At 52.0% G+C, this 24,986-nt stretch carries 15 protein-coding genes; 5 read left to right on the plus strand and 10 right to left on the minus strand.

What is annotated here, in order from left to right; genetic code table 11:
• Positions 1-6 precede the first annotated feature (6 nt).
• The 7 genes from RDO88_RS10585 to RDO88_RS10615 all read right to left on the minus strand — a co-directional run bounded on the left by RDO88_RS10585 (position 7) and on the right by RDO88_RS10615 (position 10,185).
• The gene (locus RDO88_RS10585) at positions 7-1,527 is read right to left on the minus strand and encodes a peptidylprolyl isomerase (RefSeq protein WP_307759340.1); all 1,521 of its coding nucleotides are present in this window, start codon (positions 1,525-1,527) and stop codon (positions 7-9) included.
• 168 nt (positions 1,528-1,695) lie between these two features.
• On the minus strand, positions 1,696-3,171 hold the full coding sequence (guaB, locus tag RDO88_RS10590; RefSeq protein WP_307759341.1) for an IMP dehydrogenase: 1,476 nt from the start codon (positions 3,169-3,171) through the stop codon (positions 1,696-1,698).
• 100 nt (positions 3,172-3,271) lie between these two features.
• Positions 3,272-5,455: a DNA helicase RecQ gene (gene recQ, locus RDO88_RS10595; protein ID WP_307759342.1), complete on the minus strand. Its 2,184-nt coding sequence runs from the start codon at positions 5,453-5,455 to the stop codon at positions 3,272-3,274.
• Positions 5,456-5,647: 192 nt separating this feature from the next.
• On the minus strand, positions 5,648-6,892 hold the full coding sequence (clpX, locus tag RDO88_RS10600; RefSeq protein ID WP_307759343.1) for an ATP-dependent Clp protease ATP-binding subunit ClpX: 1,245 nt from the start codon (positions 6,890-6,892) through the stop codon (positions 5,648-5,650).
• 2 nt (positions 6,893-6,894) lie between these two features.
• Complete coding sequence (gene clpP / locus RDO88_RS10605) at positions 6,895-7,557, minus strand: ATP-dependent Clp endopeptidase proteolytic subunit ClpP (RefSeq protein ID WP_307759344.1); 663 nt, start codon at positions 7,555-7,557, stop codon at positions 6,895-6,897.
• A 178-nt stretch (positions 7,558-7,735) separates the two neighbouring features.
• Positions 7,736-9,091, minus strand: a complete 1,356-nt coding sequence (tig, locus tag RDO88_RS10610) for a trigger factor (RefSeq protein WP_307759345.1) — start codon at positions 9,089-9,091, stop codon at positions 7,736-7,738.
• A 152-nt stretch (positions 9,092-9,243) separates the two neighbouring features.
• Positions 9,244-10,185, minus strand: coding sequence for a nitronate monooxygenase (locus RDO88_RS10615; protein ID WP_307759346.1), 942 nt, complete (start codon positions 10,183-10,185; stop codon positions 9,244-9,246).
• A 651-nt stretch (positions 10,186-10,836) separates the two neighbouring features.
• On the opposite strand from RDO88_RS10615, the gene RDO88_RS10620 reads away from it, so the two are divergent.
• Entirely contained in the window at positions 10,837-11,190 is a 354-nt protein-coding gene (locus tag RDO88_RS10620) for a hypothetical protein (RefSeq protein WP_307759347.1), read from the plus strand.
• Between the two features lie 6 nt (positions 11,191-11,196).
• On the opposite strand, the gene RDO88_RS10625 is transcribed toward RDO88_RS10620, so the two are convergent.
• Positions 11,197-12,036 carry a hypothetical protein gene (locus RDO88_RS10625; protein WP_307759348.1) on the minus strand — a complete coding sequence of 280 codons (840 nt, stop codon included), beginning with the start codon at positions 12,034-12,036 and terminating at the stop codon, positions 11,197-11,199.
• Positions 11,987-13,147: a hypothetical protein gene (locus RDO88_RS10630; protein WP_307759349.1), complete on the minus strand. Its 1,161-nt coding sequence runs from the start codon at positions 13,145-13,147 to the stop codon at positions 11,987-11,989. Before RDO88_RS10630 ends, RDO88_RS10625 begins: the two co-directional genes overlap by 50 nt.
• A gap of 98 nt (positions 13,148-13,245) precedes the next feature.
• On the opposite strand from RDO88_RS10630, the gene RDO88_RS10635 reads away from it, so the two are divergent.
• The 4 genes from RDO88_RS10635 to RDO88_RS10650 all read left to right on the plus strand — a co-directional run bounded on the left by RDO88_RS10635 (position 13,246) and on the right by RDO88_RS10650 (position 22,489).
• Positions 13,246-15,534, plus strand: coding sequence for a glycoside hydrolase family 95-like protein (locus tag RDO88_RS10635; protein ID WP_307759350.1), 2,289 nt, complete (start codon positions 13,246-13,248; stop codon positions 15,532-15,534).
• A 45-nt stretch (positions 15,535-15,579) separates the two neighbouring features.
• Positions 15,580-17,751 carry an alpha-N-acetylglucosaminidase TIM-barrel domain-containing protein gene (locus tag RDO88_RS10640; protein WP_307759351.1) on the plus strand — a complete coding sequence of 724 codons (2,172 nt, stop codon included), beginning with the start codon at positions 15,580-15,582 and terminating at the stop codon, positions 17,749-17,751.
• 4 nt (positions 17,752-17,755) lie between these two features.
• Entirely contained in the window at positions 17,756-19,972 is a 2,217-nt protein-coding gene (locus RDO88_RS10645; protein ID WP_307759352.1) for a DPP IV N-terminal domain-containing protein, read from the plus strand.
• A 126-nt stretch (positions 19,973-20,098) separates the two neighbouring features.
• Positions 20,099-22,489, plus strand: coding sequence for a GH92 family glycosyl hydrolase (locus tag RDO88_RS10650; RefSeq protein ID WP_307759353.1), 2,391 nt, complete (start codon positions 20,099-20,101; stop codon positions 22,487-22,489).
• 154 nt (positions 22,490-22,643) lie between these two features.
• Here the strand turns inward: RDO88_RS10650 and RDO88_RS10655 are convergent, their stop codons facing one another.
• Positions 22,644-24,863 carry a beta-N-acetylglucosaminidase gene (locus tag RDO88_RS10655; RefSeq protein WP_307759354.1) on the minus strand — a complete coding sequence of 740 codons (2,220 nt, stop codon included), beginning with the start codon at positions 24,861-24,863 and terminating at the stop codon, positions 22,644-22,646.
• Positions 24,864-24,986 lie beyond the last annotated feature (123 nt).

Below are 24,986 nucleotides of genomic sequence, written 5' to 3' on the forward strand. Positions count from 1 at the left end.
GTTGCATCAGTGATTATTAACGGTTTTTAAAACCTCTTGGTTAATTTCAACCTTAAACATCTGGCGCAGCCTGTGTAACCAGCCTTGTTCCCGGTAGTGGTAATAATCCGTCCACAACTGCCCGCCAACATCCTGCCAACGAAGCGGCCCCTTGATTTTTTCTCCTACCAGGGCCACATAAGGAAAGCCTTCCATCGGAGAAGCCTCACGGCCTTTGAACACATGTTCGTCCACATACGGATTGTCACCTTTGGCAAACAATCCCCGCTGGGCAATGACATCAGCTGAGTCACCGGCATTCACTCCCAAACGAATTGCTTCCATCCATTCATCAGACGGCAACTTTTTCAGGAACTTCCGTACCCGTTTGGCTATACGTTTCGACCTGCAGTGCAGAACGATACCGTCATAGCGGGAATGTGACCAATGATATTGCTTTCGATGGGTTTCAAAAAAATGTTCTACACCAACCGTATCCAACAGAATCCGTTCGCCGAATTCCCGACGTTCCATCTCCGCCCCCAAAAGGCTGTCGCGATAAAAGTATATATCCGACGCGAACTCAGGCGACGTTGTCAACAACTGGCGGCTTTCATAATCCAGCACCGTTTTCTTCACAAAATTCTCCAACTGCCAACGAAGAGAAGCCGGATGCGAAGCGGCAAACCAGGCAAATTCTTTTCCGGAATAAGTCCTGCCATCCAGAACGAACAACGCCTTGACGGTTTTCCCGTTCCGCATCAAGTCGGCTACACCATCCTTGTCGACTTTATAGCCAAACTTCTTTTTCAACCGCTCCACCCTTGCCGATGTCACTTCATTCCATTTGCTCTGCACAACTCTTTCTGCCAACCTGCCTTTCAGCTGTTCAAAAGCCGGCAATTCCTTCCGTTCCAACACCTTCACGATATGTAGGCCCTGAGGTGTAAAAAAAGGACAGGATATCCGCCCCTCGGGCAATGTAAAGACCACCTCCTCAAATTCGGCAGGCATCTGCAGATATTCCACCCAGAAAACAGACTTATCCTCGGAACTGTTGCGAACACACGTCTCAAAATCAATCCGGCCGCTTTCCAACGCCTGATAAAGTGAATCCATTTCACTCTCTACCCGTTCCAAGCATCTGGACGAGACATTTTGGGGAAGAGACTTGAAAATCTGACATACCCGAACCTTTCCGACGAATTTCCCCGTCTTCAACATCCCGTAATAGGCCCGTGCAGCCGAATCGGCCTTATGGTTGTCTATCATGCAATCTGCCAGACAACGCTTTTTGCAAAGCTCCAATGCCTGCCGGATTTGCGGCAATGTGTCCATCCCTGCCTTCCGACCGGCCAACGCTTTCAACTTGAAATCGATGAAATCATCAATTCCCGACCCGGCAGCAGTTTTTCCGGCAACAAACGACCTGTATTCCGAAACATTTACCGGCTCACCGTCAATCCGCAACAACGTACTGTTGTCTTGCGCTCCCATCCGCAAAGACAAAAGGCACCACACACACAACCAACCCCACTTTCCCATCATGTTCTCCTTTTCATTCCATACAATCAAAAAGACAACACGGATGACACGTCATCACAAGTTTACCTGTAGAGAAACATGCGAAACAACGTATCATCCGTGTCTTCTCCTATTTTTATCTTCAGAGGTGAAGAGGCCCCTCCGGAACTTCCTCAACCTCTGCATGCTTTATTATTCAGGACGGCTGTAATTAGGTGCCTCACTGGTAATGGCCACATCGTGCGGATGGCTTTCGAGTACACCGGCATTGGTAATGCGGGTAAACTTGGCATTGTGCAACTGCTCGATGTTGGCAGCGCCACAATATCCCATACCGGCACGCAAACCACCTACCAACTGGTAGATAACCTCGTACAACGTACCTTTATAAGGAACACGGGCTGCAATACCTTCGGGAACCAGCTTCTTGACATCGGTGGTAGTGCTTTGGAAATAGCGGTCCTTCGACCCGTTCTCCATTGCTTCCAACGATCCCATGCCACGATAAGACTTGAACTTACGGCCGTTAAAGATAATTGTGTCACCGGGAGATTCTTCCGTTCCGGCTACCAACGAACCAATCATCACGCTGTAACCACCTGCGGCTAATGCTTTCACCACATCGCCCGAATAACGCAAACCACCGTCGGCAATCAAAGGCACACCCGTACCTTCCAACGCCTTGGCTACATCATATACAGCCGACAGCTGGGGAACACCGACTCCGGCTACCACACGCGTCGTACAGATTGAACCCGGACCGATACCTACTTTCACAGCATCGGCACCGGCTTCCACCAACATCTTGGCAGCCTCGCCAGTTGCGACATTACCTACTACAATATCAATGTCAGGGAAAGCTTTCTTGGCTTCCTTCAATTTTTCAATCACGTATTTGGAATGACCGTGAGCCGTATCGATGACAATGGCATCGGCACCGGCTTCCACCAAAGCTTTCATACGATCCAGTGTATCGACTGTCACACCCACACCGGCAGCTACGCGCAAGCGGCCTTTGGCATCCTTGCAAGCCATCGGTTTGTCTTTAGCCTTTGTTATGTCCTTATAGGTGATCAAGCCCACCAGCTTGTTGTCTTTATCGACTACCGGCAATTTCTCAATCTTATGTTCCTGCAGAATCTGCGCAGCAGCCTCCAGATCGGTCGTCTGGTTGGTTGTAACGATGTTCTCCTTCGTCATCACCTCATCGATACGCTTGCTGTGGTCCTTTTCAAAACGCAGGTCACGGTTGGTAACAATACCTACCAGATGGCCCTCATCGTCCACCACAGGAATACCACCAATCTTGTATTCTGCCATCAGCCCCAGCGCATCGGCTACAGTAGAGCCTCTCTTGATTGTCACAGGATCGTAAATCATACCGTTTTCCGCACGCTTCACGATAGCCACCTGACGTGCCTGTTCCTCAATGGACATATTCTTGTGGATCACTCCAATGCCTCCTTCTCGGGCAATGGCGATAGCCATTTTTGCTTCTGTAACCGTGTCCATTGCAGCCGTTACAAAAGGAATTTTCAACTCGATGTTTCTTGAAAACTTGGTCGAGAGCTCGACAGTCTTGGGAAGTACTTCAGAATAAGCGGGGATCAGCAGTACGTCGTCGTACGTCAATCCGTCCATAACAATTTTATCAGCAATAAATGACATATGGCGTAAAAAATTTATTGCGTGCAAATATACGTTTTTTATTCCATTTTCGCATATTCGCACGCAATAAATTTTCTTTTTTTAGCGCAGAAAAGAGGGGTTAGTTCGCCATTTCCGATATAAACTTGATGCGAACCAGGCGTACCTCTTCCTCCGTATAGTCATCACCCAATTCTTCGAGCGCATCGTCAATATTGTCTGTCGTCGACTCCTTGAAGTAGTCATAGATATCCAGCATGTGGTCCTCATCCATGATTTCATCCAGGAAGTAGTCGATATTCAGCTTGGTACCCGAATAGACAATTGCCTCGATTTCGTCGAGCAGTTCGTCGAACTCAATGCCTTTTGACACGGCAATGTCGTCCAACGCCACCTTGCGGTCGATGGCCTGAATGATAGCCACCTTCATCTTCGACTTGTTAGCAACGGTACGCACACGCAAGTCTTCCGGACGCTCAATTTCGTTCTCCTCGCAATGACGTTTGATGAGCTTGCAGAATTCCTCACCATAACGTTTGGCCTTTCCGGCTCCCACACCCGGAATATTCTGCAATTCTTCCAGCGTAATGGGATAAATGGTAGCCATCGCTTCCAGCGAAGGATCCTGGAATATGACATACGGAGGCACTTCCAGATGCTTGGACAACTTTTTGCGCAAGTCCTTCAGCATCGAGTACAACACGGGGTCTACCGCACAGGCTCCTCCGCCACGCGCCGGTGCCTCTTCTTCCACTTCGTCAAAGTCATTGTCTTCCGTTATCTTGAACGACTTGGGATGCTTCAGGAATTTCCGTCCTGCATCCGACACCTTCAGCAAGCCGTAGTTTTCCACATCCTTGGTGAGGTATCCGGCAATCAGTGCCTGGCGGATTACCGCATTCCATGTCTTGTCTTCTTCGCCCATTCCCGAGCCGAACACTTCGAGGTCTTCATGCAGATGCGCCTGCACTTCCGAAGTTTCACGGCCTTGAATGACATCTATAATATAATCGGATTTGAAGTTCTCCTTGACAGCGAGAACCGTTTCAATCACAGTACACAATAAGTCTTGAGCTTCCACTTGTTTCTTAGGATTTAAACAATTGTCACAATTACCACAATTATCTTCCGTATACTCTTCGCCGAAATAATGCAACAGCGTCTTGCGGCGACATACAGAAGATTCGGCATAGGCAGCCGTTTCCTGCAGAAGCTGCTTGCCAATTTCCTGTTCTGCCACAGGTTTTCCCTGCATAAACTTCTCCAGTTTCTGCAAATCTTTGTTTGTATAGAACGTTATGCACTGTCCTTCTCCTCCGTCGCGTCCTGCACGCCCGGTTTCCTGGTAATATCCTTCCAGACTCTTGGGGATATCGTAATGGATAACGAAACGCACATCAGGCTTGTCGATACCCATACCAAAGGCTATCGTTGCCACGATGACATCGATTTTCTCCATCAGGAAGTCATCCTGATTCTGCGACCGGGTAGCCGAGTCCATACCGGCATGATACGGACGGGCGTTGATGCCGTTGGCCTGCAACACTTCCGCCAGCTCCTCAACCTTTTTCCGGCTCAGACAGTAGATGATGCCCGACTTTTCCGGATTGTTCTTGATGAACTTGATGATATCCTTGTCGATATTAGCCGTCTTCGGGCGTACCTCATAATAAAGATTGGGCCGGTTGAACGACGATTTGAAGACTTTCGCATCCGTCATTCCCAGATTCTTCTGGATATCGTGTTGCACCTTGGGCGTAGCCGTTGCTGTCAGAGCAATCAGCGGAGCCTTTCCTATTTCATTGATAATAGGACGTATACGACGGTACTCAGGCCGGAAGTCATGCCCCCATTCCGAAATACAGTGCGCTTCGTCCACGGCATAGAAAGAGATCTTGACCGTCTTCAGGAACTCCACATATTCCTCCTTCGTCAGCGACTCGGGCGCCACATACAGCAGCTTGGTTTTTCCGCTCAATATATCCGACTTCACCTGATCGATGGCTGTCTTGTTCAAAGAAGAATTGATAAAGTGGGCCACTCCGTCTTCTTCACTGAAGTTGCGCATGGCGTCCACCTGGTTCTTCATCAGAGCAATCAGCGGCGATATGACGATAGCCGTCCCCTCCATCAGCAGCGAAGGCAGCTGATAGCACAATGACTTACCTCCACCGGTAGGCATCAGTACAAACGTATCGTTCCCATCCAACAGATTCTGGATGATTGCCTCTTGATTTCCCTTGAACGTGTCGAACCCGAAGTATTTCTTCAGTTGTTCCTGCAAATTAATCTTCTTCTCAGCCATGTCCTTCAATTAGATTGTTGTTTATTAAGCGTTCTTTTTATCAATCTCCAACTTGTTCACAAACCCTTGGCGGACATTATTCCCGCAAGAGTCCTAACAAAGTTATAAACAACTTCTCAATTTTCAAGCAAAATGCACTGAATATTTTTCAGAAAAAACACTAAAACAGGCAATATTCGTTCTATTTCATGCTCAGGCGTTCTGCAGGCGGGCCACATTGGCTTTCTCGAGCTGATGTTTGGCATAGTCGAGCGTCACCACGAAAGTATCCTTCTTCTCGGAAGGAATCTCGTACATGGCATCCATCATGATGGTTTCGACGATAGAACGCAGACCGCGCGCGCCGAGCTTGTACTCGACTGCCTTGTCTACGATATACTCGAATACGGCCTCCTCAAACTCCAGCTTCACGCCGTCCATCTCAAAGAGTTTGACATACTGCTTGATGATGGAGTTCTTGGGTTCAGTCAGGATGGATCGCAGAGCCGTACGGTCCAACGGGTTCAGATAGGTGAGCACCGGCAGACGGCCGATAATTTCAGGAATCAGACCGAAAGACTTCAAATCCTGAGGAGCGATGTACTGCATCAGGTTGTTCTTGTCGACAGTAGCCGTATTGCGCACAGCGCTATATCCCACGACATGCGTATTCAAGCGCTGGGCAATCTTCTTCTCGATGCCGTCGAACGCTCCGCCGCAAATGAAGAGGATATTCTTGGTGTTGACCGGTATCATCTTCTGCTCGGGATGCTTGCGTCCGCCCTGGGGAGGAACGTTGACCACCGACCCTTCGAGCAGCTTCAGCAATCCCTGCTGCACACCCTCTCCGCTCACATCGCGCGTGATGGAGGGATTGTCACCCTTGCGGGCAATCTTGTCGATTTCATCGATGAACACAATGCCCCGTTCAGCCTCGGGCACATTGTAGTCGGCTACCTGAAGCAGGCGGGTCAGGATGCTTTCAATGTCCTCGCCCACATAACCGGCCTCCGTAAGCACCGTAGCGTCTACAATGGTAAAAGGCACATGCAGCAGCTTGGCGATGGTACGCGCCAGCAGGGTTTTTCCCGTACCCGTACTGCCCACCATGATGATGTTCGACTTTTCAATCTCCACATCATCGCCGCTGTCTTTCTGCAACAGACGTTTGTAGTGATTGTACACCGAAACAGACAAGAAGCGCTTGGCATCGTCCTGCCCGATGACATACTGGTCGAGGAAAGCCTTGATTTCCATCGGCTTGGGCAGTTCCTTCAGGTTCAGTTTGCTGGTACCGTCCTTGCGTTTGTTCTCCAGGGCCTCCTGCGTTATCTCGTAAGCCTGCATGGCACAGCTGTCGCAGATGAAGCCGTTCATTCCCGTAATCAGGAGTCCCACTTCATCTTCAGACCGCCCACAAAAGCTGCATCTGTTCTTTGTTCTTCTTGAATCAGCCATACTTATTTCCTAATCAACACTTCGTCTACCATACCATATTCCTTCGCCTCCTGAGCGGTCATCCAATAGTCGCGGTCGGAGTCGGCCCACACTTTATCGAAAGGCGTATGCGAATGGTCGGCAATGATGGTATAGAGTTCCTTTTTCAACTTCTGAATCTCACGGGCCGTGATTTCGATATCCGAAGCCTGTCCCTGCGCACCTCCCATCGGCTGATGGATCATGACGCGCGAATGAGTCAGGGCCGAACGTTTGCCTTCGGCTCCGGCTACCAGCAGTACAGCTGCCATACTGGCTGCCATGCCTGTACAGATAGTAGCCACATCGCTGGTGATGAACTGCATCGTGTCATAGATGCCCAGGCCGGCATATACCGAGCCGCCCGGCGAATTGATATAGATAGAGATGTCCTTGCCCGGGTCTACCGAATCCAGGTAGAGCAACTGTGCCTGGAGGGTATTGGCCGTATAATCGTCAATCTGTGTACCCAAGAAGATGATACGGTCCATCATCAGACGGGAAAACACATCAAGCTGGGTTACGTTGAGCTGGCGTTCTTCCAAGATATAGGGGTTCAGATAACCGGCCTGCGACTTGATCACATCGTCCAGCACAAGGCTGTTCATTCCCAAATGCTTGGTGGCATACTTTCTAAAATCATCCATAATCTTTACTACTTATTATAATTGCGGGTGCAAAGAAACAAAAAAGAATAGAGAGACACAAAAAAAACGGGGATGTTTGAAAAGTTTTTCAGACATCCCCGTTTATAGTGACGAGTGACAAGCTACAAGCGACATGTGGGAAACGAGTTCCCGTCATTCCCTGCAGCCCGCAGCTGTTTTATTCGAACATCTTGTTGAAGTCGGCAGCCGAAATGCTCTTGTGTTCCAGTGTAACCTGAGGCTTCACGGCAGCAGCCAGTTTCGTCTCAATCACGCGGTTCACGAGGCCTTCGATGCTTTCTTTCTTCTTCAGCATTTCCTTGGCATAGTTTTCCAGCAGTTCGTCGGGTACGTTCAGCATGCCGTACATGGCAAACTGTGCACGGGTCGATTCCTTGGCCATGTTGGTGATGTCATCCTGCTCAACCTTGATGTCATTGGCTTTTACCAACTGTTCCTTGATGAGGTGCCAGGTCAGCTCTTCGATGCTCTTGTCGTAGTTTTCTTCCACGAACTTCTCACCCTTATCGGCGTTGTTGGCCAGCATCACACGCTTCAGCAATGCGTCGGGGAACTCCAGCTTGCCAACCTTTTCCATCATTACCTTGCGCAGGTCGATGAGGAACTTGTAGTCGCTGTCGGCCACAAACTGCTTGGCGATAGCTTCTTTCACTTTGGCACGGAATTCTTCTTCCGTCTTCACCACACCTTCGCCGAATACCTGGTCGAAGATTTCCTGGTTCAGGTCACCGGGCACGAAACGGGTGATTTCCTCTACCTGATAGCTGAAGTTGGACTTCACTTCGGCAGCTGCTTCCTTGTCAATCTTCAGCAGCGAAGCCAGTTCGGCAGGATTGCCGTCCCAAGCGGTGTGGGGGTTGAATACGAGCACGTCGTTCACCTTGGCGTTGGCGAAGATGGCCTTCTGCTCGTCGTTCTTCATATAAGAAGGCATCATCACGGCACCTTCTACCTGAATGCCGCCTTCCTTCGTGTTGCCCTGCTCGTCGAGCTCGGCCAGCAGACCTTTCAGCATGTCGTTGTCGGCATAAACATCTACCTTGTCGTACTTGCCGTTACGCTGTGTGTAAGACTTCACCTGGTTGTCCACCATTTCGTCGGTCACTTCGATGTCGTAGTAGTCAATCTTGTCGTCAGCGCTCACTTCAGCCTTGAATTCGGGAGCCAGTGCGATGTCGAACAGGAATTCGAACTCTTCCTGCGTATCGAAGTCGATGACGGGCTGCTTGTCCTCGTTGGGCAGAGGCTCACCCAGGATGTTCACCTTATTGTCTTGTATATACTTGTATACAGTTTCAGAAAGCAACTTGTTCACTTCCTCAGCCAATGCCGACTTGCCATACATCTTCTTCACGAGGCTCATCGGAACCATACCTTTACGGAAACCGGGCATCTGAGCTTTCTGACGGAAAGACTTCAGGGCCTTGTCTACCTTCTCCTGGTAGTCAGCTTTCTCAAGCTTTACGGTAAGCAGCGCGCTCACCTTGTCAATGTTTTGCAATGAAACGTTCATCGTAACAAATTATTTATTTGATTTATACTATATTCCAAAATCTCAAAATGAGTGCGCAAAATTAGCGTTATTCTTTCAATTATCAAAAAAACGGGGTGCAAATTATTTTTAAGGCAAGCTTTTCACAGATTCCCGGAACCGTCGCCAGCGGACTACATTCCGGCCAGGCTGCCCAGCCGTTCCCTGTACTCCGCCATCAGGCTGTCAAAAACTTCCTGCACCGTAGGAATGTCCCGTACCAGATACGCCACTTGCCCGATTTCAAGTTCCCCTTCGTCCAGGTCTCCTTCAAAAATGCCCTTTTTCGCCCTGCCAAAACCCAGTATTTCCTTCATTTCCTCGGCAGAAGCGCCCCTGTTTTCCGCTTCTTCCACCCTGCGGAAAAATTCGTTCTTTATGAGTCGGGTCGGCACCACTTTCTTCAAGGACAGCATCGTATCGCCTTCCTGCAGACCGGCACACAAGTCCTTGAAACGGTCGCTGGCCGAGCTTTCACGGGTCAGCGCAAAACGGGTACCTATCTGCACGCCCTCTGCTCCCAGCGCAAAAGCGGCCAGCATGCCGGCTCCCGTACCTATTCCGCCGGCGGCAATCAAAGGCAGGTCTATGTGCTGCCTGACATGGGGTACAAGTACCATCGTCGTCGTTTCTTCCTTTCCGTTGTGTCCTCCGGCCTCGAAGCCCTCAGCCACCACGGCATCTACGCCCGCTTCCTGACACTTCAGGGCAAACTTTGTGCTGGCCACAACATGGGCGACCTTTATTCCGGCCGCGTGCAGCTTGCCCGTCCACGTCTTCGGGCTTCCGGCCGACGTGAACACCACGGGCACTTTTTCTTCCATGATGACTTCCATCATGGCCTCGGCATGCTTGTACAGCAGGGGGACATTCACACCAAACGGCTTGTCGGTCGCAGCCTTGCACTTCCGGATGTGTTCACGCAGCAAATCGGCGTTCATCGAACCGGCACCAATCAGTCCCAGTCCGCCAGCATTACTGACAGCCGAGGCCAGCCGCCAACCGCTGCACCACACCATTCCTCCTGCAATGACAGGATATTGTATTCCAAAAAGTTCTGTAATTCTATTTTTCATCGTTCTTCAAAAGTTTATCGTTATTACGGACGTCCGATGTACTCCCCGCACCATCCGTCAGCCTGCAACAGATGCAAAGATACGAATTCTCGCCAAAACGCCACCACCCTCCTGTCTATTTCAAGAGAAAGATATCTGAATTCTTTACATTTGAAATATTTCTTCCACAAGCATGCCACAAGTTGCCAAACTCCGGGTTTCAACCTCAAGGGGCCTATGTTTCAAACATAAGGGTCGAATGTTTCAAACATACCCCCCGAATGTTTGAAACATTCCCCATGAAGCATTTGGGCAACTTTTAAACAGCGAACGGAAGGAGATAGAAAATAACGATAAAATATCTTTACTCAAAAGCAAAGATTTTATCTTAATTAAAAAGGCGATACCTGGCTTGGCATATAAAAAACGTTCTGCCCTCGCCTTTCGCTATCTTTAGATAAAATAGGGGTTGTGTCAAAATGAGGTGAGGCTATTTAACTCCCCTCCTTCCAGAAGGAGGAGAGTTGAAGATACTTCTATTTTGGCACACCTTCATTTTTCGATAAAATAGGAGGCAGCTCGGCATAGTCAAATTGAAAAACTGTGTTTTTCATTTGCCTCTCCTCTCGCCTTTCGCTATTTTTGCAGCAAATACCCCAAAATCAATTGACTATGCTGACACTGGAAGAACTCATTATAGAAACCCATGCCGACTTCGACAACTACGCGGCCATCCTGACCGGCTTCGACGACACGGGCCGCTTTGTCGTACAGATGGAGTACGAAAACGACCGGAGGCAGACGAAGAGCCTACGGCAAATCACGGTAGAAAAAGAGGAGGCCTGGAGCTTTGCCCACCGACAGGGCATCAGGCTCACAGACCTCCCACGATATTTTTATCAGGAATTCGGCGTGCAGACTGATTTCTTCACACCCGCCGAAGTCAGAAACCTGTTCGGACGGATACAGGACTTCATGGACAGTCACCGGCTGGCGTATCGGACAAGCAGCCGAAACATGCCGTAAAATGCGTCAGTCGGCGGCGGTATACGACAGCGTCACCGTATTCTCGTGGATGACCTCTCCCCGTCGCCAGCTGTGTTCTCCGTTCTGTTCGTTCAGCACCAGGCGGTCGAGCTGCTTGGACGCCTTCCACTGGTCGGTACAGGTATAGGAGCCCTGCAACGGCTTTTCCGAACGTACCGTCAGCCGGTGGTCTACCGATACCTCCTTGCCTTGCACCGCCCTGCGGACGCCCGACATGGACTCCATACACACCTCCGTCCCTTCGTTATTGAGCATACGGTAGCCCTTCTCCTCTATCCAGCCTTGGTGGTTCAGGATACCGATGGTCTGGGTTTCGATAGCCTCGGTCGTCACGTCGCGCATGGCTACCAGCTTCTCCGAAATCTGCAAGTCGCCGTTTTCCAGCGAAGTGACGGTATAGTCGGCCCGAACGGCATCGCCGTGCTCCACGTGCAGGCGGAAGGTATATCCGACTGCCAGGGTATCAATCTCCACGCCCTTCAGGTTCAGCGGGAGGCTGCGCTTTTCACCCTTCAGACGGATGAAGCCCACTCCGTTCTGCCAGTCGGGAGCCACCAGCGGGTCCTTCGACTGCGACAGAGCCTGGAACTGTATCTTCTTACCCCAGGCCACCGTATGGACCGCCGTTCCCGTCTTGCGGATGAAGAACTTGCCGTCGGGATAAATCTTGGCTACCGTGGGACGGGGTTGTGCCTCGGTCACCGGCTTGGCCAGCATCAACATCTTCCAGGTATCAGCCAGCCCCAGCCCGCACAACGTCTGCGACGAAGGGAAATCATTCTCGTGAGGAGCATAGATGCGCCCGTCGGCATGCCTGCGCTGCATGCGGTCGATGACGTCCAGCGTGACCCGCAGCCAGTGCAGGGCCTCCGGATCGTTGTATATAGTAAAGGCAGAAGGCGTGCATATTGGTCCAGTCGCAATGACGGAAGATGGCCCAATCCTGCCCCGTGGGATAGACAAACCCTCCGGAAGGCAGCAGAAGTATCTTCAGCTGCTCGTAGATGTGGTCGATGTTGTACATGCAGGCATCGGGCATCGGACGGCCGGTGGCCAGGAAGTCGATCATCACCTCGCCCTTCAGCGTGCAGGCCGTCATATAGTCGGGGTGTACCAGCCCGTGGTTTTCCAGGGTATAATCGTTGTAGATATTGGCCCCTTCGAACTGGTCTTTCAGTGGCCGGCCGTCAATCAAAATCTCTTTATCCGCATCGTTCGGACAGAGATAGGCCGACAGGAGCCAGCGCTGCAAAGCCTCCTGCCACACAGGTACCCGAGCGTCGCCGGGCATCAGCATCAGCGCGGCCGACAGGGCACCGGCATTCCAGGCATTTTCTTCCGACTTGCTGTCCACCGTCAGGTTATAGGGAGGATTCTTCGAAGCTATTTCGTCGGCTTCGGCACGCACCACCCGCAGCACGCCCGCACGGATTTCTTCGGGAAGGACGTTCCACACCGACATGGCTCCCTGCCCCAGCTGATGCGTCCAGTGGGCCGACTGCCAGCTCCGTCCCCACTGTTTGCCGTCGTCGAACGTCTTGTCGCCGGTCTTGTGTACCGACAGCACATAGCGCATCATCGGGATGATGTAGTCGTTGAGCAGCACCTGACGCGACACCCCCACCTCACGTTCCGAATAATCGCCAAAGCGATGGAGGAAGCAGAAGATAGCTATCGCCCCCGTGTTGGGCCGCGTGATGTGTTCTTCGCCACCCTTCGTGGCGGTCAGCAGTTTGTAACGGTTGTCACCGTGCCAGGGCCTGACGATGGAAAGCAGGTAACGGGCCTGGTTCTCGATCAGCCGGTAACACTTCGCCGCATCCTGCCCGTAGCAGGCACTCTGCGGATTCTCGGGAAAGTCGTATGCCAACGGCGGCTGGGCCTGCACAAGGGCATAACAGCAAAATGACAGAAAAATAAGAAATAAGCGTTTCATCAGTTATACATTCAAGTTTTTCATGCCACAAAAATAACAGTTTTTTCATTTTGCTCTTCCACAAAAGCACTATATTTGCGTCACATTCAAATTTATCCATGAAAAAAACAAGAAACATCGGCTTGCTCGTGCTTCTGGCCACGAGCTTGGGGCAGCTCCATGCAGCTCCGACAACCGGCGGCTTATTCTCTATAACACCCGCCGCAGTATCCCAACCCACAGACAGACCGGCTGCGGTCCACGGCCTGCACTTCGCCCGGCTTCCGCAAGTATGGGACGAAGGTATCCCGCTGGGCAACGGCATCATGGGAGCACTCGTCTGGCAGAAAGGCGACAAACTACGTCTGGCACTCGACCGTGCCGACTTGTGGGACCTGCGCCCCGTCAAGGAATTCTCGGGTCCCGACTATACCTTCCGCTTCGTGTGCGAAGCTGTGGAGAAGAAAGACATCGCTCCCGTACACCGTATCATTGACGACCGTACCAGCAAAGACATCGCACCCACCAAGATTCCCGCAGGCGCCATCGAAATTCCCATCGCCGGCTTGGGCAGCGTGAAAAGCGCCGAACTGGATGTACATACCGCCGTATGCACCATCACGTGGGAAAATGGTGCAACCGCACAGATCTTCACCAACGCTGCCGACAAGGTGGGGCACTTTCGCTTTACACACCTGCCGCAGATGCCCGAAGTGCAACTGGTGACTCCTGCCTACGAAGCGCCCCAAGACGTAAAAATCGAGCATAACTCACTGGCACGGCTGGGATATAAGAAAGGAAGAATAACCGCCAAAGACGGGCATATCACTTACCGGCAGAAAGCCTACGGCGACGTGGCTTACGAAATAGACGTTCGCTGGAAACAGCCTGACGCACAGACATTAGAGGGAACCTTCTGCCTCACCACAGAGGGCACACCCTACAGCGAAGCCACACCGGCCTCCAAACAGATGAAGAGCTACGCCAAAGACTTTGCCACCGCCCTGCACGAGCATACAGGCTGGTGGAAAAACTACTGGGAACAGTGCAGCCTCAGCCTGCCCGACGACCCGCTGCTGGAGCGGCAATGGTATCTGGAGATGTACAAATTCGGCGCTGCCTCGCGCAAGGATGCACCCCCCATCTGCCTGCAGGCCGTATGGACGGCCGACAACGGGCAGACACCACCCTGGAGAGGTGATTTCCACAACGACCTCAACACCCAGCTGAGCTACTGGCCGGGCTATGCGGCCAACCACCTGGAAGAATCGGCCGTCTTCACCGACTGGCTCTGGCAAATCAAGGAGAACAGCGAGGCCTATACCCGCCAGTTCTTTGGCGTGGAAGGCCTGAACGTGCCCTGCATCTCGACCCTGGACGGCAAGAACCTGGGCGGATGGAATCCATACTCCCACCAACCTACTGCATCGGGGTGGCTGGCACAGCACTTCTACCTGCAATGGAAATACTCGGCCGACGACACCTTCCTGCGCGAAAGAGCTTACCCCTGGGTAAAGGAAGCGGCACGCTATTTTGAGAACATTTCCGTGAAAGATTCGAACGGGAAACGACAGTTGCCTCTGTCCAGCTCGCCCGAGATCAACGACAACCGTCTGGAAGCCTGGTTCAAGCAAACCACCAACTACGACCTGGCCTGTATCCGCTTCACCCTTCAGGCAGCCGGCGAAATGGCCGAACATCTGCAGTTGAACGAAGAAGCCGCACACTGGAAACAACAGCTTGCCGAATGGCCCGATCTGGATGTCGATTGTACCGGCCTGACCATCGCTCCCGGCTACCCGCTCACATACTCCCACCGCCATCTGTCGCATCTGCTGGCCATCCATCCCATGGGCCTGATTGACGCATCGCAAGGGAAAAAGGCACGGCAGCTCATCGAACGCTCCATCCATCACTTCCAGGAAATGGGTCCGCAAGGCTGGTGCGGCTATACGTACAGCTGGCTGGCCAATCTGCAGGCCCGTGTCTTCGACGGTGATGCCGCCGCACGTTCGCTTCATATCTTTGCCAAAGCCTTCTGCTCGCCCAACAGCTTCCACCTGAACGGTGACCAGCTGAAAAAAGGATATTCCGGCCTCACATACCGTCCCTTTACGCTGGAGGGTAACTTTGCCTGTGCATCGGCCATACAGGAGATGCTCCTGCAAAGCCACACCGGCATCATACGGGTATTTCCTGCCCTGCCGGTGACCTGGCAGAATGCCTCCTTCCGTAACCTGAGGGCCATGGGTGCCTTCCTCGTCAGCGCCACCTACCGTAACGGCGAAACGGAAAGCATCCGCATTACATCAGAAAAAGGTGGCCTGCTGAAAGTCTTCAACCCCTTTACCCGTAAAGTGGTCGAGAAAGAAATGAAAGCCGGAGAAGTATTCAACCTGACCCGCTGAGCAGAATCATTCCTCCACATACAAACCTGAAAAACAGAAAGTCTTATGCAAAAACTGACACTTACACTGATCGGGCTGTTTCTTCTGGCATTGACCAGCCGGGGAGGAACTCCCGTCAAAGGCCTGCTGGAACGCATCGATGCAGGTGCCTCCCGCAAGTTTGCCATCGAATACGTGAAATCGGATACCGACTTCTTCGAACTCGACCAGAAAGGGGAAAAGGTCGTAGTCCGAGGTAACAACTCTATCAGCATTGCCACGGGCATACACTGGTATCTGAAGTATCATGCCGGTATCCACCTGACCTGGAACAACATGCAGGCCGAACTGCCTGACGTATTGCCTGCCGTCACGAAAAAGGAACGGCACGAAACGCCACTGAAACACCGCTACTACCTGAACTACTGTACCCACTCCTATTCCATGGCTTTCTGGGACTGGAAACGGTGGGAGCAGGAGATTGACTGGATGGCCCTGCATGGCATCAACCTGCCTCTGGCCATCACGGGTACAGCCAGTGTCTGGCGGAACGTACTTACCCGGCTGGGCTACAGCACGGACGAGGTGAACAGTTTCGTGGCCGGACCGGCTTTCCAGGCCTGGTGGCTGATGAACAACCTGGAAGCCTGGGGAGGTCCCAATACTCCCCACTGGTACAAACAGCAGGAAGAACTGCAGAAAAAAATACTCAAACGCATGCGGGAGTTCGGCATAGAGCCCGTTCTGCCCGGTTACTCGGGCATGGTGCCCAACAATGCCAAGGAAAAGCTCGGGCTGGATGTAGCCGAACCGGGACTGTGGTGCGGTTACCGGCGTCCGGCCATCCTGCAGCCTACCGACACCCAGTTCCAACGCATAGCCGACCTCTATTACGAAGAGCTGACCAAACTTTACGGCAAAGCCAACTACTACAGCATGGACCCCTTCCACGAAGGAGGCAGTGTGGCAGGGGTAGACCTTGATGCGGCCGGAAAAGCAATCCACGCCGCCATGAAGCGGGCCAACCCGAAAGCGGTATGGGTAGCCCAAGCCTGGCAACGTTGCCCCTACGAACAAATGATAGCCAACCTGCCCGCAGGCGACCTGATTGTGCTCGACCTGTATTCGGAAAGCCGTCCGCAATGGGGCGACCCGGCCTCGACATGGTACAGGAAGAACGGTTTCGGAGCGCATGACTGGCTGTACTGCATGCTGCTCAACTATGGCGGCAATGTGGGGTTGCACGGCAAGATGTCGCACGTCATCGACGAATTCTACAAGGCACGCGACAGCCGCTTCGGCCAGACGCTGAAAGGCGTAGGTCTGACGATGGAAGGAATAGAGAACAATCCGGTGATGTACGAACTCATCAGCGAGCTGCCCTGGCGTAACGTGCCCTTCACCAGCGACACATGGCTGAAAGAATACATCCGCGCACGCTACGGCAAGAGCGACCCGCAAATAGAGCAGGCCTGGGAACTGCTGCGCAACAGTATCTACAACTGCCCGCCGGCCTCCACCCAGCAGGGTACGCACGAATCCATCTTCTGTGCACGTCCTTCGCTCAAGGCCTATCAGGCTTCCAGCTGGTCGGAAATGAAAGATTACTACAAACCGGAAGATGTAATGGAAGCCGCCCGGCTGATGGTGGAAGCCGCCCCTCGCTTCAAAAGCAACAACAACTTTGAATACGACCTGATAGACATCGTGCGCCAGGCCGTAGCTGAAAAGGGACGGTTGGTCTATTCCGTCGTGACAAGTGCCTACCGCGCCGGAGAGAAGAATCTGTTCAAAGCTGCTTCCGACCGTTTCCTCCGCCTGATAGAACTGCAGGACCGTCTGCTGGCCACCCGCGATGAGTTCTGCCTGGGCCAATGGACAGGAATGGCACGGAACATGGGCGATACAGAGGCCGAAAAAGACTGGCTGGAGTGGAACGCCCGCGTACAGATTACCACCTGGGGCAACCGTCGGGCAGCCGATGCGGGAGGTCTGCGGGACTATGCCCACAAGGAATGGAGCGGACTGCTGAAAGACTTCTACTACCTGCGCTGGAAAACCTATTTCGATTATCTGGAAGCCAAGCTGAACGGCCAGACGCCGGCTGCCATCGACTTCTATGCGTTGGAAGAGGCCTGGACATTGAAGCACAACCCCTATCCGCAAACAGCCCAGGGCGATCCCGTTGAAACGGCACGCCAGGTTTATCACGAAATCAATCCATCACACATCAAATAATGCCATGCATAACACTTATTCAAGACTGATACAGATTATATTGTTCTGCTGCACAACTGGGGTAGTTGTACCCGTCTGCGGGCAAGTGACCTCAAACGACTACCGGAGAGCAGACTCGCTGTTCTTTCATGCGCCCACTGTCTACAACGATGCCATCCGCCCCCATTGGATAGGAGACGGACATGAATTCTGGTACAAGAATAAAGAACGGCAGGGAACAGTCTATTACAGGACAGACGCCTCCTCCGGCAAGAAAACACGATTGTTCGACCCCGTCCGACTGGCCAAAGCGCTGAGCAAACTGGTCCAAAAGGAAATACAGCCTTATAATCTCGGCCTGCAACGGGAAGAGGTGCGCAAAGACAGTCTGTTGTTCCGATACGGCGACAAGCCATACGGCTACCTGATTTCCAGAAACAGGCTGAGCGAACAGATACCGGGTAACCCATCCGGCCGACCGGCAGAAAACAATGCGGCAAAAGGCATCCTTTCGCCCGACGGCAAGATGGATGCCTACATCAAGGACTGCAACCTCTACCTCCGCACCGTGGCCGACGGGAAAGAATATCCGTTGACGACAGACGGTATCAAGGATCTCTACTACTCGGCCGACATTTCATGGTCGCCCGACTCCCGCAAACTGGTAACGCTCCGCACCCGCCAGGCGCCGGGCCGACACATTCCCCTGACCAGCTCCAGCCCCAAAGACCAGTTGCAGCCTTCGCTGAAATGGATACGCTACGACAAGCCGGGAGATGTACTGCCAGTCAGCCTGCCCGTACTCTTCGATGTGGAACAGAGAAAAGCCATTCCTCTGGACACCCGGCTTTACGAAAACCCGTACAGCCTCCGCCTGACGGGATGGCGGGCAGACAGCCGGGCCTTCACCTTCGAATATAACCAGCGTGGCCACCAACGCTACATTGTGGCCGAAGTGAATGCCCAAAACGGGCAGATTACCCACCTGGCCGACGAACGTTCGAAGACATTCATCTATTACAACCGCCTGTTCCGTCACGACCTGAACGACGGGAAAGAAATGCTGTGGATATCCGAGAGAGACGGCTGGAGGCATCTCTACCTGCTGGACAACCAGGGTAATGTCCTCCGCCAGCTGACGAAAGGAGAATGGGTCGTAAGAGAAGTGGTCAAGGTAGACGAACCCGGCCAAACCGTCTACTTCAAAGCCTCAGGCTTGTATAAGGGTGAGGACCCCTATAACATCCACTACTGCAAGATACGGCTGGACGGCAGCGGATTCACCGACCTGACACCCGAAAACGGCAATCATGAAGTATCCTTCTCGCCCGACTTCCAGTATATGACCGACTGCTACTCGCGTCCCGACATGCCCTACAAGAGCCTCACAAGGCGCACGGAAGACGGGAAACAGACAGGAGACGTACAGGAAGCCGACATCAGCGGACTGAAAGCAGAGGGCTGGACGATGCCCGAAGTCTTCTCGGCCAAAGGAAGGGACGGGAAAACGGATATATGGGGTACCATTCTGCGGCCTTCCAACTTCGACCCGTCACGCAGTTATCCGGTCATCGAATATATCTACGCCGGTCCGCACGATTCCCATGTGCCCAAGTCCTTCATTGTACGCAACTTTGCCGGCTACCGGCTCTGCGAACTGGGATTCATCGTGGTCATGATCGACGGCATGGGAACGGCCAACCGTTCGAAAGCCTTCCACGACGTCTGCTGGAAGAACCTGAAGGATGCCGGTTTCCCCGACCGGATTGCCTGGATGAAGGAAGCGGCCCGACGCTATCCCTACATGGACCTGAACCGGGTAGGCATCTTCGGATGGTCGGCCGGCGGGCAGAATGCCTTGAGCGCCCTGCTTTTCCACAACGATTTCTACAAGGTGGCAGTAGCGCTGTGCGGATGCCACGACAACCGTATGGACAAGATGTGGTGGAACGAACAATGGATGGGCTATCCTATCGACGAATCCTACAGCCGGAGTTCGAATGTAGACAACGCCTGGCGTCTGAAAGGGAAACTGCTGCTGGTGAACGGCGAACTGGATGACAATGTAGACCCGGCTTCCACACTCCAGGTAGTCAACGCACTGGTCAACGCCAACAAGCCTTTCGAACAGCTCTATCTGCCCAACCGCGGCCATTCATTGGGAGGTACATACGAAATGAGGCGCATACACGATTTCTTTGTCGAGCACCTCTATCATCAGGATGTACCGGAATGGGAGTAAACAGCCTCCTCCCAATCCTAAAAAGAGATACCGTAAAGTCCATAGTTAGCGCGCTAATGTTAATAGTTAGCGCGCTAAAGTAGATAGTTACGACAAAAATCAAGCTATTAACTAAGAACAACAGAAATGAAGAAAGCGCTAATTATCTTATGGCTTTGCCTCAAGTATACGGTCCTATTTGCCTCCGCGGCTTCGGACCACGAAAAGGAAGCAGCCTACTATGTCAATCCGTTTATCGGTGCAAGTACAAACATCCGGGAGGCCGGTGCCAGCCATGGTCTGGGAAAAACCATTCCCGGAGCCACCTATCCATTCGGACTGGTACAATTAAGCCCCAATACAATCACCGGAGGCGACAATGGGCCGGGATACAGTTATGAACACGAGAGCATAGAAGGATTTGCCTTCACACAGATGAGCGGTATCGGATGGTATGGCGACCTGGGCAATTTCCTCGTTATGCCGACCACCGGGCCTATGCATACCAACTCAGGGAAGCTCAGCAATCCGGATGCGGGTTATCGGTCGCGTTACGACAAAAAATCAGAACAGGCAAAAGCCGGTTATTATTCGGTAAAACTATCAGACTACCAAATACAAGCGGAAGCGACTGTCACCCAACATGCCGGCATACTTCGTTTCACTTATCCGAAGTGCAAAAATGCCCGTATCCAGATAGACCTGGCACGAAGGGTAGGAGGAACTTCCACCTGGCAGGAAGTGAAAGTCGTTGACGACCACACCATCAGCGGCAAAATGATTTGCCCACCCGAAGGTGGAGGCTGGGGAAACGGAGACGGAAAGGCCGACTATACCGTCTACTTTTATGCCCAATTCTCCAAACCTTTACAGAACTATGGAGTATGGTCGGCCGCCATTCCGGAGGGACAATCCCGGAAAAGAGAATTTATAGAATCCGATGCTTTCCAGCAAATAGTCTCCCAAGCTGAAATTCACAAGCAGGTATCTTCCTTCCAAGGGAAACATATCGGTTTCTTCAGCGAATTCGAGACCCAAGAAGGAGAAGAAGTCTTAATGAAAGCAGGCATCTCTTTTGTAAGCGAAGCAAACGCCCGTCTCAATCTGGAAACCGATATCGCAGACTGGAATTTTGAACGCATCCGACACGCCAATTACCAAGCCTGGAACGAAGCATTGTCCCGAATCGAAATAGACACCCAAGACGAAAACCTGAAACACATTTTTTATACGGCCCTGTATCGCACGATGCTGGATCCAAGACTCTTTGCCGATGTGAATGGCGAGTATCCAGGTGGCGACAAGCAGATCCACCGCAGCCACAGTTTTCACAAACGTACCATTTTCAGTGGATGGGACGTATTCCGCAGCGAAATGCCCCTGCTGACCCTCATCCGGCCAGATGTAGTGAACGACCTGCTGAACTCACTGATTACACTGGCTGAAGAAAGTGGAAAAGATTACTTGGAACGCTGGGAATTTCTGAATGCTTACACCGGATGTATGGTAGGCAATCCTGCCATCTCCGTCTTGGTGGATGCATACCGCAAAGGCATTCGGGACTACGATGTGGAGAAAGCCTGGCAATATGCCGACCGCACTTCACGAATGAACGGCAATGCTCCTCATGGATACGTCCCCCACTCCATATCCAAGACCCTGGAATACGCCTATACAGAATGGTGCATGGCCGAATGGGCCAAAGACTTGGGTAAGACACAAGAAGAACAACATTACCGTGAACTGGCACAATCCTACCGGAACATCTACGACACCGAGCACCAAAGTTTCCGCCCCAAAGATGAACAGGGTCAGTTTCTGCCTTGGCCTGCAAAGGGACGACTCACAGAAGGATATGGTTGCACAGAGTCGAATCCGTTCCAGCAAGGATGGTTTGTTCCCCACGATATAGACGGATTGGCCGAGTTGATGGGTGGACGAGAGAAAGCACTGGAAGAATTAGATTATATGTTCGCTCACACACCCTCACATTTCTTATGGAATCAGTATTACAACCATGCCAACGAGCCGGTTCACCACGTTCCTTTCCTTTACAACCGACTGGGACAACCTTGGAAGACCCAATACTGGACCCATTTCATCTGCCTCAACGCTTACAAGAACGAGGTGAAGGGATTGGTCGGCAACGAAGATGTAGGTCAGATGTCGGCTTGGTATGTATTAGCCTCGATTGGTCTCCACCCCATATGTCCGGGTGACACTCGGATGGAACTGAGTACGCCTCTATTCGACGAAATACGCATCCGGGTAAAAGACGACCAAGTTTTCACCATCCGCGTAAAAAGGCAAACCAAGAATAGTCCGTACATCCAAAACGCTACATTGAACGGTAAGCCTCATCTTCAATGCCACATTGATTATTATGACATTATAAAAGGGGGAGAACTGGAACTGACTTTATCGGACACACCCAACACTGAATGGGGAAAACAAGAGACAAGTCAACCCAACAGAGAACCGGCGTATTTTTGCAAGCCACAAAAAAGGAATAATCATACCTCTACAAAACGAGAATAAGGATGTGAGATCTAGAGTTCTTCGAGATCACGCCACAACAATATAACGCCTAGATATAATGGAAATATATCCAGGCGTTAAAATTTCATACTCTTCCAAAAGCTACTTCCACTCGTCGGCACCCTCAGACATCAGTATGACAATAGCGACACGATTACTTTTCCTCCAGACTGAACTGCTTGAAGTAAACCTTCTGTTCCTGACCGGTCACATTGGTCAGACGGATTTTCAGGACACTACGGCCATCAACATCCACCTTGAAACGAGTCTTTCCGTTGGCGGGTTGAAGAGCGATTTCTTCCCAATTCTGCCCATCGGCAGTCACCTCCAGCCGGATGAGCTTCGGCGCATCGGCCGTACCGAAATCAACAGTGAGGTACTTCAAGGTACGTAACTGGTCCATGGTCAACAGAGCTTCACCTCCTGCCTGCCAACGGATCACTTCGTTGGACGGCGACACGTTGCCTTTCTTTCCCTTACGTACCACCGGCAAAGCAGCCAACTGAGCAACATCGCTACTCCAACTGTAGGGCATATAGACAGCACGTGTATCCAAAGCCGCCCGATGCGTCTGGTTGTAAACACCTACACTCGACTCGAACAAGGCATAGAAAGTGGGAAGCAATACCTTGCTGCCACTCTTCACACCCGGCTGATAGGGATTCTGGTTGTAGGTGGTATCCACTTTATACATCATGCGCTGCAATGCCTTGGCATGTTCATAGGCTGTTTCAAATTCCTGTCTGTCGGTTGCAGCCCCACGCATCATCTGCAGAACGGCCTCGCCGTATTGTCCCACCAGCTTGAACTGCATCAACCAAGGCTGCATTTCGGCTACCAACGGCTGGTTCTCCTGAGAAACTGACAGCACATCGGCAGCAGTAACAATCTTCCGGCACTCCTCGCTGACCTGACGCCAGGCCGCTTCATCGACCGTATGCTGCTTCTCGTAAGTAGAACGCAATGTTTCCAAGGCCGGCTGGATGGCAACCGACTCGTCACGACGGAAGCGGTGTCCATTGGCCCCCAAGTCGGAATTATGGGCGGCAAAGGTTTCCAGATAAGCGGCATGACGTGGCATCAGATCCTTGATGGCACGCCGCCAAGAAGCGTCGCTGTCGTAATCGGACAAGTTCCAGGCATAATCGGCCACGCTGTACAAAGCGATTTTGGACGCTTCGGCATGCTCCATGGGATTGGACACGAAGCCTTCCATCTCGTCCTTGATGTCGAGCGCATTGCCATAGACAGGGCCCATGAGCAGATGGTCGCGTACGTAGTCAGACACGGGAAAGTTCCACCAGATATAGGCCTTTCGTTTCAGGAGCGGGTTGATGAAGTCCATCGTCGCATGGTCGATGGTGGCAATTACGCTGTTACCCGTCCACATTATCTGAATGCCTTCGTTCAGTTTCTCGCCCAATGTAGTCAGATAGCCGCCTTTCACGTTGGACCAGGCCTTGTTGTACTCCGTGGGACACATAATGAGCGGTTCCACGTCGCCTTTCACTTTTACGAAATGGTCGTCCAGATAGTTCAGCAGGTCGGCCTGCTTGTCGGCTCGGGTACCCTCGCCCGAGATATCATCAAAGAACACGGCAAAGCCGCGTACTCCCAGCTGATACATCTTTTCGAATTTGTTCAGCAAGTTCTGGCGGTCTTCCTCATTCCACTGGATGTCCTGCCCCGGATGGATGGCCCAATAGAAGATAACATTGTTCTCGCGGGCCTTGTCTACCAACTCCTTCAGTTGGGCAGCTTCGCGCTCCGGATAAGGTTTACGCCAGTTCGGAGTACTGTGATACGGATCATTCTTCGGGCCGTACAGATACACATTCATCTTGTTGCGACCATAAAAATCCAATTGCCGCAGACGGGCCTCATGACTCCAGGGGGTACCGTAGAACCCCTCGACCACTCCACGATAGGGAACGTCAGGATAATCGGTAATCTCGGCCAGCGGCAATTTGGGCAAGGTCAACAGCTGTGCCAGCGTCTGTACACCGTAATAGGCGCCGCGTGCGTCGGCACCGGCAATTACAATTTCATTCTTGTCTATCTTCAGGTAATAGCCTTCAGCCTTGGACGGTATCCGACGGGCATACTTGCGTACTGCCTTGTCGCCCTTGACACCTACCGTTATCCGGAAAGCAGCTTTGGCTTGGCAGTCAGGCAACAGCGTACCCAGCAGACGGACGGCATCGGCAGCCAGCCCTTCGGTATCGGCCGAAAGACTGTAAGTTCCAGGCAGGGCTATGCTATCCTGGAGAGTTTCATACACTTGGGGAGTAGGTTGCAAATGGAAATCCTGCGCGGAAAGAGTTCCGAACGAAAGAGCTCCAATAAATGCAGATAACAACAACTTATTCTTCATGGTGTTCAAACATTGTTTATAATGATGCAAAGATAGTGCAAACCGAGAGAAGTACAAAAGATGAAAATATTGTTTTCAGCTTTTTACCACCGAGGTGCAGCCTGCCTTATCCAAAGATAGGGT

The organism is uncultured Mediterranea sp., assembly GCF_902493215.1.
In the GTDB taxonomy this organism is placed as follows: domain Bacteria; phylum Bacteroidota; class Bacteroidia; order Bacteroidales; family Bacteroidaceae; genus Bacteroides.